Below are 15,005 nucleotides of genomic sequence, written 5' to 3' on the forward strand. Positions count from 1 at the left end.
TTTGCGGAACGCTAACCGGGAAGCGGCAGGGCGGAAAGCAAAAAACCGCCCCGGGTGGGGCGGTTTTGCGACGTGTCTGCGGCTTCGCGCTGCTCGGCCCCGTCAGCTTTCCCTGAAGGCTTTGACGAAGTAGTCGGCAAGGGGTTTCACGAGATAGGCCAGCGGCGTGCGCTCGGCGGTGCGGATGTATCCTTCGACCGGCATACCGGGGATCAGCACCGTGCCCTCGGGCAGGGTTTCCAGCTGGCCGGGATCCAGTTCGATCTCGGTGCGGTAGTAGGAGAGCTTGCTCGCCTGATCCTCAAACGCATCGGCAGAGACCTGTTTCACCGTGCCGAAAAGTTCCGGCGTCAGGCGTTGATCCAGAGCCGGGAAGCGCAGGGTTACCGGCTGACCGACATAGATCTGATCGACATCGGTGGGGGCCACCTGCGCGGCAATCACCAGCGGCCGGTCCTGCGGCACCAGATAAAGCACCGGCTCCGCCGCCCGGATCACCGAGCGCGGCGTATGGACCTGCAGACCATAGACGATGCCGGAGACCGGTGCAGTGATATCGAGCCGCGCCAGACGTTCCTTCAGCGCGCGGCGGGTCTCGGCCAGTTCCAGCTCCTGATAGCGCAGATCGCGCAGCCGGGTGATGGCCTGCTCGCGCTGCTGGGTGCCCAGTTTGAGGATTTCGATGTCGATTTCGGTGATGCGCCCCTCGGCCTGGGCCTCGGTGGCAATCAGCTCGCCCAGCGAACCTTGCAGGTCGGCCTCGGTCCGGCGCAGGTTCAGAACCGTGCCGGCCTGCGCCAGCCCGCGATCCAGCAGCGACTGCTGGTTTGCCAGCTCCTCCTCGATCAGCTCGAGCTGGGTGCGGCGCGAGGCCTGCTGCGCCAGAACGCCTTTGATCTGATCCTGTATCTGCGAGCGTCGTTTTTCCAGCTGGTCGATTTCGCGCGCCACTGAATCCTTGCGCGCCTGAAACAGGCGAAGCTGGCCCTGCATCAGATCGGCCACCTCTGGCCGGGTTTCGGCCAGTTCGGAAAGCTCGGCGTCGAACTCAACCGTCTCGGCGCTGTCCCGCTCGGCATCAAGGCGCGCGCGGCGTGCCATCAGTTCAAACAGCTGACCTTCGGTGATGACCAGTTGCGAGTGCAGCTCCTTGGCATCCAGCCGCAGCAGCACCGCGCCCTCGGCCACGGTGTCGCCCTCTTCCACCAGAATGTCCTGCACGATGCCGCCGTCGAGGTGCTGCACAACCTGCCGGTTGCGGTCGACCTCAATCCGGCCCGAGGCCACAATGGCACCGGCGATGGAGGTGGCAACCGACCAGGTGCCAAAGCCCCCGAGCAGGATCACAACGCCGAACAGGCCGATCAGCAGCGGACGGCGGGCGGACCAGGATGTGGCCCCGGTATCGGTCTGGTTCATCGCACACCTCCTGGCGCTGCCTGTTGAATGCTCTGGTGGTTCGAAACCATTTCCCGCAGGACCTTGTCCTTGGGGCCAAAGGCGGTCTGGATCCCCTGATCAATGACCAGCAAAAGGTCACATTCCTGAATGGCCGCCGGGCGATGGGCCATGATCAGCACCGATCTGCCATCGGCCTTGAGCTGTTTGATCGCCCGGTTGAGCGCCACCGACCCGTCGTTGTCGAGGTTCGAATTCGGCTCATCCAGAATGACGATCACCGGATCGTCATAAAGCGCGCGCGCCAGGGCGACACGCTGCATCTGACCGCCGGAGAGCCGCCCGCCCCCAGCCGTGATCCGGGTGTCATAGCCATCGGGCAGATGCACGATCATATCATGGGCCGCAGCCTTTTTCGCGGCGGCGACGACTTTTTCGGAATCCGGGTTGGACGACAGCCGGGCGATGTTCTGGGCAATGGTGCCTTCGAACAGCTGCACGCGCTGCGGCAGGTAGCCGATGTTCTGGCCCAGCACCTCGGGGGCGTATTGCTCCAGCGAGGCGCCATCCAGCCGCACCGTGCCCGCCGCCGGGCGCCACGCGCCGGTCAGTGCCCGCGCGAGGGTGGATTTGCCGGAGCCTGAGGGGCCGATCACGCCGATGGCCTGACCCGGCTGCACCCGGAAGCTGACATTGCGCAGCTGCGGACGGCTGTCCCCCGGCGGCACCACCGCCAGCGCCTGTACTTCGAGATTGGCGGAGGGTTTGGGCAATTCGGTGCGCTGCGGCTCTTCCGGGACTTTCTCCAGCAGCTCGGCGAGATTGCGCCAGCCCTTCAGCGCGCGCTGCACCATCGCCCATTGACCAAGCGCCAGTTCGATAGGCGCCAGCGCCCGGCCCATCAGGATCGAGCCTGCGATCATCGCGCCGGCGGTCACCTCGTTCTGCAGCACCAGATAGGCGCCCAGACCCAGCATCGCCGATTGCAGGAACAGGCGCAGGGTTTTGGTCAATGTGGTGAAGCCGCCGCCGACGTCGCTGGCGGCGACACTGTCCACCAGTGCGGCATCGCGGCCCGCTTTCCAGCGCTGAAACGCGGCGCGGCGCATACCCATCGACTGGATCATCTCCGCTTCGGTGCGGATTTCCTCGGACATCAGATTGGCCCGGTGGCCGGAAATGCCCGCCTGCATCTGCGGGCGGCGCGACAGGAACTGGTTCAGCACCGCGATGGCAATGAGAACCGCACCACCGCCAAGCGCCAGCAGCCCGAGCCAGGGGTGGAACAGAGCGATGCCAAACAGGAAGATCGGCGTCCAAGGCAGATCGAATGCGGCACCGAGCACCGGCGAGGCGATCAGACGTTGCACCGATTCCAAATCGCTGAGACCGGTCTGCGCCACCGGATCCTGAGCCACCGCGGAACGGCGGATCATGGCATCGAACACGCGCTGATCCAGCCCGGCCTGAAACCGCGCCCCGGCCCGCGACAGAATGCGACCGCGCGCATAGTCCAGAATACCCATGGTGCCGTAGAGAAACACCACCAGCAGTGACAGCGCGATCAACGTCGCCACCGATCGGCTGCCCAGCACCCGGTCATAGACCTGCATCATGTATAGCGGTCCCGTCAGCATCAGCATATTCACGAAGAAGCTGAAGATACCGACAGACCAATAGAGACCACGACTGCGGCGACGATGCGCCTGCAGCTCATCGAAGCCGGATTTATTAGTAGTTTTCGTCATGAGAGGTCTGCAATTCCCTGTCAATATGCCCTATGTATCAGCCACGCGCGCAGAAAACCGGACCACATATGTTCCAAATCTGCCACAACTGTGTAAACAAGCCCAGTCTCTGACTAGGCAGAGCTGAGAAACACCCTAAGTGGGTCCAACGCGCCCACAGCAGACAGATTGGACACCGAAGCGAATGACCTTCCCGCTGCGACCTTTTTTGATTATGGCCCTGGTAACTGTTACGTCGACACTGGCAGGCTGCGCAACCCAAGATAGTGTCTCGCGCGCGTCGGGTGAGGTGTTCGATCCTTACGAGAACACCAACCGGTCCATTCACAATTTCAACCGTGGTGTTGACCGCTTTGCCTTTCGCCCCGCTGCCAAGGGTTATGTCGCGATTGTGCCGCCGGATATGGTGACCAGTTTCAACAACTTTGCCGAGAACCTGTCGATGCCGGGTCAGGCGGTGAATGCGCTGTTGCAGGGCAATTTCAAGGAATCGGGCATCGCTGTATCGCGCTTTGTGATCAATACGATCTTTGGCATCGGCGGCCTTGGCGATCCGGCCTCTGACTTCAACGTGCCGCGTGTGGACACCAATTTCGGCGAGACGCTGCATGTCTGGGGTGTTGGCGAAGGCGCCTATGTCGAGCTGCCGTTCTTTGGCCCCTCCACCGCCCGCGACGGGGCTGGCATCGTGGTGGATTTCTTCACCAATCCGATCAGCTACGCTCGGCATAATCCAGCCGACAACATCGGCATCTATGCCGAGGTGGTGCGTCGTCTGGGGGATCGTGGCACATATTCCGACACCATCGACTCGATTTTGTATGAGAGCGCCGACAGCTACGCGCAGGCGCGGCTGATCTACCTTCAGAACCGCCGCTTCGAGTTGGGCGGCGATCAAAGTGAATACGAAGGGGTCTATGGCGATCCCTATTCAGATCCGTATGAGGACATCTATGCCGAGTAATTTTCTGACCCGCCGCAGTTTCCTGGCCACTGGCGTTGCCTTTCTCGGGCTGGCCGCCCTGCCCGATAAAGTGCTTGCCCTGAGTGAAGCCGCCGCGCGCAGCCTTGTCGGCAGCGTCGTTGGCGACATCAACAAGGTCATCGCCTCCGGCAAGTCCGAAGGTGCGATGATCCGTGATTTCGAGAAGATTTTCGTGCGCTATGCGGATGTGAACATCATGGCGCGCTATGCGCTGGGTGTGGATGCCCGCCGCGCCTCGGGCGCGCAGATGAACGCTTTTGCCGATGCATTCCAGGGCTATATCTCCCGCAAATACGGCAAGCGGTTCCGCGAGTTCATCGGCGGTTCGGTCGAGGTGCAATCCGCGCGCAAGATCAAGGCGGGTTATGAGATCAAATCGCTGGCCAAGCTGAAAGGTCAGGCCCCGTTTGAGGTGACCTTCCTCGTGTCCGATAAATCCGGTCGCGACAAATTCTACAACATGTTCATCGAAGGCGTGAACCTGCTGTTGACCGAACGCACCGAGATCGGGGCCATCCTTGACCGCAACAAGGGTGATATCAACAAGCTGATCGCCGAGCTGAAGCGGCTGAGCTGAGTTCAGCCACCGCAGCGTCAGACAGATCACGAAAAAGGGGCCCGGCGGCCCCTTCTTCTATTTCAGGATTGCAGTTTGTGCGCCGCGCCCTGTCAGCGCGCATAAGGTCGCGCGATGATCCCCAGCGCGGTGCGACACCACACGGGGCTACCGGCGGTCACCAAACGGAGTGACTGACCGCCGACGACCGCGCCGGAACGCTGCACGGTGACAGCGCAGAGACATGCGGGACATAAGACCCATATTGGCCCGGCTTGGTCCGGCGTGATGCGCTATCGGTTGCCGAAGATGTCACGCAGCAGACCGTCCACCGCGCGCCCCAGTTCCTGCCCGACGTTGGGCCGCTGGCGACGCTGTGGCTGCGGTTGTGGCGGTGGTGCGATGGGCTGCGGTGCGATCATCGGCAGCGGTTTGGGTGTCAGACCGTCATGCACCCGCACCATGACCTCGCGCCAGATATCGGCGGGCAGACCGCCACCGGTCACGCCGGAGAGCGGCGTGTTGTCATCATAACCCATCCAGACGCCCGCGACATAATCGGCAGTGAAGCCCACAAACCAGGCATCACGGGCCGCCTGTGTCGTGCCGGTCTTGCCGGCCGCCTGCCAGCCGGGGATCTGCGCCCGCCGACCGCTGCCCTGCGACACCACCTGCTCCATCATCCAGATCAGTTCCCGCGCCGCCTTGGTCTGGATCACCCGCTCGCCCAGACCGCCGCTGGCGCCCATCAGAGGGGTGTTGTCGCCAATGATCGTCAGCTCCGTCACGCCATATGGGGTCACCGAGGAGCCACCATTGAGAATGCCCGCATAGGCTCCGGTCATATCAAGCAGCGTGCTTTCGGAGGCACCCAGCGCCAGCGCCGGGCCGGCGGCCAGCTCACTGTCCAGTCCGAAATCACCGGCCACGCGACGCACCAGATCGCGACCCACCGCCTCGGACACTTTCACAGCCGGGACGTTCAGCGAATCCCGCAGGGCCTGCGCCAGGGTGACCTCGCCATAGAATTTCCGCGTATAGTTCTTTGGGCACCACTGGCCGGACCCCGGAACATCAAGGCAATATTGCGCGTCCAGCACCCGGTCGAGCGGCGAATACCCCAGCTCAAGCGCCGTGGCATAGACAAAGGGTTTGAAGGCCGAGCCGGTCTGACGCTTGGCCTGGGTCGCGCGGTTGAACACACCGGAGACACGGGATTTGCGCCCACCCACCATGGCCCGGACCGCGCCATCCGCGCTCATCACCACAATGGCGGCCTGCGCCTTGGAGCCTTCGCGGACCTTGGTGTCAAAGACATGGTTCAGCGCATCTTCGGCTGCGCGTTGCAGGCGCTGGTCGATGGTAGTGCGGATCACCACATCCTCGGTTGTCTCATTGCCAAAGAAATCCGGGATGGTGTCCATCACCCAATCGGCGAAATAGCCACCGGCGCGGGCGGCGGCGGCCTCGCTCAGGACCGCAGGGGTATTCTGCGCCGCGCGCATTTCAGCGGTGGTCAGATACCCCTGCTCCTGCATCAGGCGCAGCACGGTGGCGGCGCGATCCTGCGAGCGTTGCAGATTATTGGTCGGTGCCAGCGTTGAAGGGGCTGTCAGCAGACCCGCCAGCATCGCCGCCTCTGCGGCATCCACCTGATTGGCGGATTTGCCGAAATAGCGCTGCGCTGCGGCCTCGGCCCCATAGGCGCCACCGCCCAGATAGGCGCGGTTCATATAGATCGAGAGGATTTCATCCTTGGTGTATTTGGCCTCCATCGCCATCGCGAAGATGGCTTCCTTGGCCTTGCGCCACAGCGACCCCTGGCGGCAGTCGCGTTCATAGGCGCGCTCGCTCTCCCATTCGGTCGGATCATAGACCACGCCGAGACACAGCAGCTTGGCGGTCTGCTGCGTGATGGTGGAGCCGCCATGGCCGGACAGCGGGCCGCGCCCTTCGCTCAGGTTGATGCGGACAGCGCTGGCAACGCCGCGCGGCGATACACCGAAGTGGCGGTAGAACCGTTTATCCTCGGTCGCGACGATGGCGTTCTTCAGGTAGGGCGAGACGGTTTCGCTGGTGACCACGCCGCCGAATTGATCCCCCCGCCAGGCAAAGACCTCGCCGTTGCGATCGGTGAGCGTGACAGAGCCGCGCGCGCGCCCGTCCAACAGTTCAGCAACCTCGGGCAGTTTCATGTAGTGGTAGCCCACCGCCAGCGCCACCAGCGCGGTCGAGATCATGCCGATCCGCCAGGCAAATCCCCAGGCCAGCCGGAACGCCCAGCGAAACGGTGCCAGCAGCAGCGCGAGGATCTTGCCCAGCAGGGTCTTTGGTTTCTGCGGTTTGCGCGGGCCTCTGCCACCGCCCCCGGTGCCACCCGTTTTGCGACCGCCGCCGAACAGGCCAAGCCAGCCCGATTTACGCGGCCTTGCGGTTGATTTCGGCCGTGGTTTGGCCTTGCGCGCGGGCGCTTTGCCCTGCGTGCCGCGCCCCGCTGTCGCGTAGCGCTTGTCTGCGACCAGAGGTCGGCGCCGCGGTCCTTGTGCCATCTTCCAGATCCTGCCCGGTTTGCCCGTTTTGCGGACCATACCGTGTCTGCGACGGTTTGTTGAGGGGCAGTTTCACGACATTTCCCCTCTGAAAGCCGGGTGTTTTTTAGGCGGACTGGCAAAAGATCGCCTATTTTTTAGCCGTCCCGCCGCAACCGCCCTCAAAACCTGACCCGAAACGTTCCACCGACTCGGCTCTGCGGATTTGCTGCACCTGCAAACAGTTCAGGCGCTGTCACCACGCGCCGCCATCATCACAGGGGGTCGGGCATGAAAATGATCATAGCAACCATCAAGCCGTTCAAGCTGGAGGAGGTCCGCGAGGCGCTGACATCCATCGGCGTGTCCGGGCTGATGGTCACGGAAATCAAGGGGTTCGGCGCCCAGTCCGGCCATACGGAGATCTATCGTGGGGCGGAATATGAGGTGAATTTCGTGCCCAAGATGCGGCTGGATCTGGTGGTGCCCTCCGGGCTGGCCGATCAGGTCGTCGACACCATCACCCAGACCGCCCGCACCGGCAAGATCGGTGACGGCAAGATTTTTGTTCTCGACGTTGAGCAGGCGATCCGCGTGCGCACCGGCGAAACCAATCACGACGCGCTGTGAAAACGCGCAAAGGAAGGAAATCAGTTATGCGTAAATCAACCCTTTCCCTTGCAGCGGTGGCGACGCTGGCCCTGCCCGGCCTCGCCCTCGCCCAAGAGACCGCCGCTGCGGCCCCGGCGCCCGGAGCGGCGGCCACCGACACGGTGTTTATCCTCAACTCGCTGCTGTTTCTGGTCGGCGGCTTCCTCGTGTTCTGGATGGCGGCCGGTTTTGCCATGCTGGAAGCGGGTCTGGTGCGGTCGAAAAACGTCACCATGCAGCTGACAAAAAACGTTGCGCTGTTCTCTCTGGCGGCCATCTTCTATTACCTGATCGGCTATAACCTGATGTATCCGCTGGGCACCTGGTCGATTGAGGGCGTCCTCTCCGGTGTCTGGGGTCCGGGCGTTCTGGAGGCGGTGGGCATCACCGCCGAGCAGGCAGATGATTACTCCTATGCCTCCACCGGATCGGATTTCTTCTTCCAGCTGATGTTCTGTGCAACCACGGCCTCCATTGTCTCCGGCACCCTCGCCGAGCGCGTGAAACTCTGGCCCTTTCTCGCCTTTACCATCGTGCTGACCGCAGTGATCTACCCGCTGCAGGCCAGCTGGAAATGGGGCGGCGGCTTCCTCGACGAGATGGGGTTCCTCGACTTTGCAGGCTCCACCGTGGTGCATTCCGTTGGTGGCTGGGCGGCTCTGACCGGCGCGCTGATCCTTGGCCCGCGCATTGGCAAGTACAAGAACGGCAAGACCGTCCCGATGCCCGGATCCAACCTGGCGCTGGCCACCCTTGGGACGTTCATCCTGTGGCTGGGCTGGTTCGGCTTTAACGGTGGCTCGCAGCTGGCGATGGGCACTGTCGGGGATGTCGCGGACGTGAGCCGGATCTTTGCCAATACCAACGCAGCCGCAGCTGGCGGCGCCGTGGCCGCGCTGATCCTGACGCAGCTGCTGTTCAAGAAGCCCGATCTTACCATGATCCTGAACGGCGCGCTGGCGGGTCTGGTGTCGATCACCGCAGAACCGCTGACGCCCGGTCTGGGCATGGCAACGCTGATCGGGGCTGCTGGCGGCATCATCGTGGTCTTTGTGGTGCCACTGCTGGACAAGCTGAAAATCGACGATGTGGTCGGCGCCATCCCGGTTCACCTGGTGGCCGGTATCTGGGGCACCATCGCGGTTGTGCTGACCAACCCCGAAGCCAGCCTGATCACACAGCTGACCGGGATCGTGGTTGTCGCGCTCTTCGTCATTATCTCTTCCGCCGTGGTCTGGCTGATCCTGCGGGCGGTGACCGGTATCCGGGTTGGCGAAGAGGACGAAGTCAACGGTCTGGACATGGCGGAACTGGGTATGGAAGCCTATCCCGAATTTTCCCCCAGCTGATCCGAACCCGGCTTGAAACTGAACGCGGTTCCCGGTGCCTCCGGGGGCCGCGTTTTCATTTGGGTGCCCCCCGGGCCGCAGCCAAAAGTCTTTGAAGGTTTTTGCCCAGACGAATTGAGAAAGTCTGGTGAGCCGTCGCAAAAACGCCCCGCCGAAGCGGGGCGTGATCATCGGTTCTGACAGCCTGAATCAGACAGGCGGGATCAGACGCCAGCGTCGACAATCGCCCGGGCGAGGATCGGCACCGTCTGGGTGTTCAGACCTGCGATATTCATGCGGCTGTCGCCGACCATGTAGATGCCGCTGTCGGCGCGCATCTTCTCGACCATTTCGGGCGTGGTGCCGAGCAGTGAGAACATGCCGCGATGCTGGGCCAGGAAGGCAAAGCGGTCAGACCCGGTCAGGCGCTGCAGCTCATCCGCGAGCTGCTGGCGGAGTTTCAGCATGCCAAGGCGGGTCTCTTCCAGTTCCGCCGCCCAATCGGCGCGCAGCGCGTCGTCATTCAGGATCATGGTCACCAGACGCGCGCCATGATCCGGCGGGAAGGAATAGTTCTGCCGGTTCAGAAACGCCAGCGTGCCCTGGTTCAGCCCCTGTGCGCCTGCATCCTGCGATACTGCCATCAGCAGGCCGGTGCGTTCGCGGTAGATGCCGAAGTTCTTTGAACAGCTGGCCGCGATCAGACATTCCGGCGTGTTGGCCGCCACATAGCGAACGCCCTGCGCGTCCTCTTCCAGACCATCGCCAAAGCCCTGATAGGCAATGTCGATCATCGGAATGAGACCGCGTTCGTTCAGCAGCGCCACCACTTCCTGCCACTGCACGATGTTGAGGTTGGCACCGGTCGGGTTGTGGCAGCAGCCATGCAGCAGCACCACGTCGCCTTTGTTGGCGGTTTTCAGATCTTCAATCATGCCATCGAAATCAACGCCGCAGGTCTCGCGGTCGAAATAGCGATAGGCGACGGTTTCGATGTGCAGATAGTTCAGGATCGAGATGTGGTTTGGCCAGGTCGGGTTCGACACGAACACCCGCGCGCCGGGGTTGGCCATCTTGATCAGCTCAAACGCCTGACGCACGGCACCGGTGCCACCGGGGGTGGCGGCTGCCGCGACATTGCCCCGCTCGACGCTATCCGCAAGGATCAGCTTGATCATCGCGTCGGAATAGGCCGGATCACCGGCCAGGCCGACGTAGGATTTGGAGGTCTGCTCTTCCCACAGTTTATGTTCTGCCGCCTTGATGGCGCGCATCACCGGGGTCACCCCTTCGGCGTTCTTGTAGACGCCGACGCCAAGGTCGATCTTGTCATCGCGCGGGTCGTCGCGATAGGTCTGCATCAGCATCAGGATCTTGTCCGCCGGCTGGGGTTTCAGGGTTTCGAACATCAGGTCTCTCCGGTTGCAACGGGAAGGGTTGGGAAGGCGCCCCACTCAGTCCAGGAGCCGTCATAAAGCGAATGATCGGTCTTGCCGATCCGCTCCATGGCGAGGCTGAGGACTGCGGCGGTCACGCCTGACCCACAGGTGGTGATGGCAGGCTTGCTGAGATCGACACCAGCCCGTTCAAAGGCGGCACGCAGCGCGTCCGGCGCTTTCATCGTCTGATCAGCGTTCAGCAGTTCGGTATAGGGCAGGTTCTTGGAGCCGGGGATATGACCCGACCGCAGACCTTCGCGGGGTTCGGCAACCGTGCCCTGAAACCGCGCGGCCGCACGGGCGTCGATGATCTCGTGATCGCCAAGCTTGGCGGCGGAGGACACTTGCGTCACATCACGCAGCAGATGGTTCTGCACCCGCACGGTCATATGGCGGTCGCGGATGACCGGCGGCAGATCTTCGACCGGGTTGCCCTCGGCCTGCCATTTCGGCAGACCACCGTCCAGCACCGCAACATTGGTCTGCCCCATCAGGCGGAACAGCCACCACACCCGCGCCGCTGACCGCAGCCCAGTGCCGTCATAGACCACTACCTGATGGCCGTCACCGACCCCCATCGCGCGCAGGCGGGACATGAATTTCTCCACCGGGGGAACCATATGCGGCAGCTCGGAGCGATTGTCGGCGATATCGTCGATATCAAAGAAGCGCGCGCCGGGAATATGAGCTGCGTCATACTCCGCCTTGGCGTCTCGCCCTTCGTGCGGCATGTACCATGAGGCATCAAGGAGCCGCAGATCAGGGTCCTTCAGATGCGCAGCAAGCCAGTCTGTCGACACAAGCGTTTTAGGATCATCCAACGTTACCGCCTCCCCTCATATGTGCTGAGGCATCCGTACAACCGCGCGGACAGAGTCGCAAGGGAGGCCGGGCCTGCGGCGCAACAATCTGTCCCACCGGGCCGGATCGGAGGCGCTGCGCCGGGCATCTGCACTCCCTGTCAGCGGACAATCCGCAGCCGAGGGCGCGCGGATTCGGTGGCAGGTTGTGACCGAGGGGCCGGATCCGTCTTGCCAGCCGGGAAGCGATGGGCAAAGGACAGCGCCGCGCGGATCACATGCGGGTCCATCCAGCCGCCGGTCAGATCGGCCACGGCGTCGCGGGCCGCTGGGGTGTTGTCGCGGCGCATGTGATGCAGCATCCGCAGACAGGCCGCTTCATCTGCGGTGACACTGGCTCGGGTCGAGAGGGTCAGCGCGTCATGCCCCTGATAAAGCTCGCCGCGCAGGTCATGCAGGCAGCGCACCACCTTGAACAGCGCATGCGCGACCCCCAGGCCGAAACTCTCACCCCAGCGCTCAGCCGCGCTGCAACAGGCGTGCTGCCAGGCCTGGCTCTGCGGCTCTCGCAGGCAGGTGGTGAAATGGCGCAGCTGTGGCAGCAGCGCGACCTCAAACGGATCAAGCCCCAGTTCCGCAAGCGCGGTTTCTGCGGGCATAGTTGGCATGTCAGCGGCGGGTGCAGGGGTCAGAGGTCGCGAATCAGAAAGGGCCTCAGGCATCGGCATCATCCTTGTCACAGGGAGGAAAACAGAAGATGCCGGGCCTGACCGAGGGATGTGTCTGCTGGGTTGGGCTTATCTGACTTATTTAGTCAGTTATTGCAATGGCCACGCGTTACCCGGTGCAACTGCCGGGCAGGATAGGGTGGCCGGGAAGCGACGGTCGTAGGTCCGGCGCAGGCCCGGTGGCAGATCCAGACGTGGCCCTGTCCCACCGCAGCTGCAATGCGTCGCACTCAGCTGTGGTCTTTCAGCAGGCGTTGCTTCTGGCGCGACCAATCGCGTTTGGCCTCGGTCTCGCGCTTGTCGTGGTTCTTCTTGCCCTTGGCGATGCCGATCTTCACCTTGGCCAGACCGCGATGGTTGAAATACATCACCAGCGGCACCAGGGTCATCCCCTTGCGCTGGGTTGCATTCCAAAGGTTCGACAACTCCTTGCGCGACACCAGCAGCTTGCGGCGACGACGCTCCTCATGCTTGAACATCTTCGCCTGCTCGTAAGGCGCGATATAGGAGTTCACCAACCAGAGTTCGCCATCATCCACCGTCGCGTAGCTCTCGGCGATATTGGTACCGCCGGCGCGCAGGGATTTGACCTCGGATCCTTCCAGCAGGATCCCGCATTCCAGATCGTCCTCAATCGCATAGTCAAACCGCGCGCGGCGGTTCTCTGCGATCACTTTGTAATTCGGGTCTGATTTTTGCTTGGCCATGGGCGCAGATGTAAGCTGCCAGGGGGAGAGGTGCAAGATGGTGATGCAGCGGAGGATTGGCCCCCGCCCCACCGACCGGATTCAGGTAGGCTGACGGCGACGGCTGCGCATCAGGGTAAAGCCGCCACTGATCACGATGACCGTGCTGCCCATCAGGGTCCAGAGGTCGGGGCGCTCGTGGAAGACCACCACCCCAAGCACCATGGCAAACACCAGCCGGGTGTAGCGGAAGGGAGCGATGACCGAAATCTCGCCGCTCCGCATGGCGCCGGTCAGGGCGTGATAGGCCACCACCCCCACCACGGTTGCAGCCACCAGACCGGCCCCGGTGGCGAGATCCGGCATCACCATCGGCGCGCCAAAGGGCTGCGCCAAGACCCCCGCGACGATCAGCATGGCAAATCCGACCAGCCCGAGATGCGCGTTCGACAGCCCGGCCGGAGCCGCGCGGGTGGCCAGGTCGCGGCCTGCAAAGCCAAGCGTTCCCGCCACCGCAAAGAGCGAGGCCAGCTCAAACCCGCTGGCGCCCGGGCGCAGGATCATCAAGACGCCGACAAAACCCGCCGCAATCGCCAGCCAGCGGCGCAGGCCCACATGCTCGTTAAAGAAGACCACCGCGCCGGCAGCAACCACCAGCGGCGTCGCCTGCAGGATTGCGGAGGCCGAAGAAAGCGGCGTCAGCGCAATTGCCAGCGTGTAGCACAGCCGCCCTGCAACCTCGGCGACAGAGCGCAGCACAAGCGCGCGCGTGCAGAACACCGGGGTCCACAGGCGGTGCCCCTGTGCACGCGCCATGATGGCAAAGATCACCATGCCCCCGGCCCCGAACAGGATCAGGATCTGCCCGACCGGCAGGCTTCGGGCCGCGGATTTGATGAACATATCCTCCAGCGCAAAGGCGGCCATAGCGAGCACCATCAGGAGACTGCCGCGCAGAGTGTCCATGGATCAGATCGCTTTCGTAATAAGGCCGGTGGAAAACTCTCCGGCAATAGGTCAATGGAAACAGGGGCAAGACGCGCGCACCCCGGAGGGTCTGGCGCCTCGTCATCAATGCCACCAGCATTAGGCATCCTCTGCCCCGGCGACAAGCCGCGCCGCTGCGGCCAATTGATCCGGCTGCCGCTAGCCGCGAGAGGCCACGCGGCGGTAGTGGTGCATGTTCAAGAACGCAGCACCGCTGTCGCCACAGCGATAGCCATGTGGCTGATCCGCCGCAAAGCGCAGCCCCTGCCCGGTATCCAGCGCCACCCAATCGTCGCCCCGCAACACCTCCATCGCGCCCTCCAGCACGAAGACCTCTTCAGTCACGCCGCTGTCATGGGGCTGGGACAGGTGGCATTGGCCGGGACGCAGGCTCACGTGGAAGGTCTCGGCCGCAAGCGCGGGATCAAAGGGAAACACCATCTTCACCGCGATCGAACCGGGAAACTGGACCGAGCGGAACACCCGCTCGCCGCTGGCGGCCAGATCCGGGGCCGCCGCCTCGCCGATCAGCGCGCTGAGCGGCAGATGAAACCCCTTGGCAATTTTCCACAGGGTGGCAATCGTCGGGCTTGATTCGCCGCGCTCGATCTGGCCCAGCATCGCCTTGCTGACGCCGGTGACCTCGGCAGCCCGTGACAGGCTTAGCCCTGCGCCCTGGCGAATGTCCCGCAAATTCAGAGTGATGCTATCTTCGCTCATGCCTGCTGCCCGTTGCTGGTCCGCCCGATGCGGATTGGTTCATGCCGCGCTTCAAAAACCTCTTGTGCGTTATAACGCACAAACGCTACTGTGCGCTATAACGCACAGACCTGCGATCTCTAGCGGATCCGCCAGCTCAGGAAAACCCGGATGCTCAGCCCCTTGAAACTGTCGCATAGTGTTGCCGGCGCTGTTGCCGTGCTGCTGGGCTACACCGGATCTGTCGTGATCATCGCTCAGGCCAGCGGCGCCCCCGGCGCCAATCTGGCGCAGGCCGACAGCTGGATTCCGGTCTTGGTTATGGGCATGGGTGTGGGCATGGGGCTCAACAGCCTCGGCCTGTCGCTGATGTCCCGGATGCCGATCCTGACCGCCCGGTTCGCCACTCCGTCCCGCCAAAGCCTGCGAAAACCGGCAGAAACCACCAGATAATTACCGAAGACCGCCCCGA

14 protein-coding genes are annotated in these 15,005 nt (G+C 63.1%); 5 read left to right on the plus strand and 9 right to left on the minus strand.

Annotated features, from left to right (window positions below; all coding sequences use genetic code 11):
• Positions 1-102 precede the first annotated feature (102 nt).
• Together VWY75_RS07405 and VWY75_RS07410 are read right to left on the minus strand one after the other, a co-directional pair.
• A complete protein-coding gene (locus VWY75_RS07405; RefSeq protein WP_416535281.1) occupies positions 103-1,419 on the minus strand; it encodes an HlyD family type I secretion periplasmic adaptor subunit in 1,317 nt (438 codons plus the stop codon).
• Positions 1,416-3,146, minus strand: coding sequence for a type I secretion system permease/ATPase (locus VWY75_RS07410; RefSeq protein ID WP_416537421.1), 1,731 nt, complete (start codon positions 3,144-3,146; stop codon positions 1,416-1,418). The genes VWY75_RS07405 and VWY75_RS07410 overlap by 4 nt, the downstream gene beginning before the upstream one ends.
• A gap of 184 nt (positions 3,147-3,330) precedes the next feature.
• Here VWY75_RS07410 and VWY75_RS07415 point away from each other — a divergent pair, with 184 nt between their 5' ends.
• Together VWY75_RS07415 and VWY75_RS07420 are read left to right on the plus strand one after the other, a co-directional pair.
• Positions 3,331-4,110, plus strand: a complete 780-nt coding sequence (locus VWY75_RS07415; protein WP_374015516.1) for a VacJ family lipoprotein — start codon at positions 3,331-3,333, stop codon at positions 4,108-4,110.
• Complete coding sequence (locus VWY75_RS07420) at positions 4,100-4,708, plus strand: MlaC/ttg2D family ABC transporter substrate-binding protein (RefSeq protein ID WP_416537422.1); 609 nt, start codon at positions 4,100-4,102, stop codon at positions 4,706-4,708. Before VWY75_RS07415 ends, VWY75_RS07420 begins: the two co-directional genes overlap by 11 nt.
• Positions 4,709-4,980: 272 nt before the next feature.
• Here the strand turns inward: VWY75_RS07420 and VWY75_RS07425 are convergent, their stop codons facing one another.
• A complete protein-coding gene (locus VWY75_RS07425; protein WP_416535283.1) occupies positions 4,981-7,236 on the minus strand; it encodes a transglycosylase domain-containing protein in 2,256 nt (751 codons plus the stop codon).
• 270 nt (positions 7,237-7,506) lie between these two features.
• Between VWY75_RS07425 and VWY75_RS07430 the strand changes: the two genes are divergently transcribed.
• On the plus strand, positions 7,507-7,845 hold the full coding sequence (locus VWY75_RS07430) for a P-II family nitrogen regulator (protein WP_024095995.1): 339 nt from the start codon (positions 7,507-7,509) through the stop codon (positions 7,843-7,845).
• A gap of 26 nt (positions 7,846-7,871) precedes the next feature.
• Positions 7,872-9,215 (plus strand): ammonium transporter, encoded by a 1,344-nt coding sequence (locus VWY75_RS07435; RefSeq protein WP_340546780.1) that lies wholly within the window; start codon positions 7,872-7,874, stop codon positions 9,213-9,215.
• A 203-nt stretch (positions 9,216-9,418) separates the two neighbouring features.
• On the opposite strand, the gene VWY75_RS07440 is transcribed toward VWY75_RS07435, so the two are convergent.
• The 6 genes from VWY75_RS07440 to VWY75_RS07465 form a co-directional block, all read right to left on the minus strand.
• Complete coding sequence (locus VWY75_RS07440) at positions 9,419-10,603, minus strand: amino acid aminotransferase (protein ID WP_340546779.1); 1,185 nt, start codon at positions 10,601-10,603, stop codon at positions 9,419-9,421.
• The gene (gene sseA, locus VWY75_RS07445) at positions 10,603-11,454 is read right to left on the minus strand and encodes a 3-mercaptopyruvate sulfurtransferase (RefSeq protein WP_340546778.1); all 852 of its coding nucleotides are present in this window, start codon (positions 11,452-11,454) and stop codon (positions 10,603-10,605) included. The genes VWY75_RS07440 and sseA overlap by 1 nt, the downstream gene beginning before the upstream one ends.
• 140 nt (positions 11,455-11,594) lie before the next feature.
• Entirely contained in the window at positions 11,595-12,092 is a 498-nt protein-coding gene (locus tag VWY75_RS07450) for a hypothetical protein (RefSeq protein ID WP_416537423.1), read from the minus strand.
• Between the two features lie 299 nt (positions 12,093-12,391).
• The gene (smpB, locus tag VWY75_RS07455; protein WP_340546776.1) at positions 12,392-12,868 is read right to left on the minus strand and encodes an SsrA-binding protein SmpB; all 477 of its coding nucleotides are present in this window, start codon (positions 12,866-12,868) and stop codon (positions 12,392-12,394) included.
• Positions 12,869-12,949: 81 nt separating this feature from the next.
• Positions 12,950-13,813, minus strand: a complete 864-nt coding sequence (locus tag VWY75_RS07460) for a DMT family transporter (RefSeq protein ID WP_416537424.1) — start codon at positions 13,811-13,813, stop codon at positions 12,950-12,952.
• Between the two features lie 180 nt (positions 13,814-13,993).
• Entirely contained in the window at positions 13,994-14,554 is a 561-nt protein-coding gene (locus tag VWY75_RS07465) for a helix-turn-helix domain-containing protein (protein WP_416535285.1), read from the minus strand.
• A gap of 150 nt (positions 14,555-14,704) precedes the next feature.
• Between VWY75_RS07465 and VWY75_RS07470 the strand changes: the two genes are divergently transcribed.
• A complete protein-coding gene (locus tag VWY75_RS07470) occupies positions 14,705-14,986 on the plus strand; it encodes a benzoate/H(+) symporter BenE family transporter (protein WP_416537425.1) in 282 nt (93 codons plus the stop codon).
• Positions 14,987-15,005 lie beyond the last annotated feature (19 nt).

The sequence above is a fragment of the Phaeobacter sp. JH20_08 genome, from assembly GCF_048056635.1.
Taxonomy (GTDB): domain Bacteria; phylum Pseudomonadota; class Alphaproteobacteria; order Rhodobacterales; family Rhodobacteraceae; genus Phaeobacter; species Phaeobacter bryozoorum.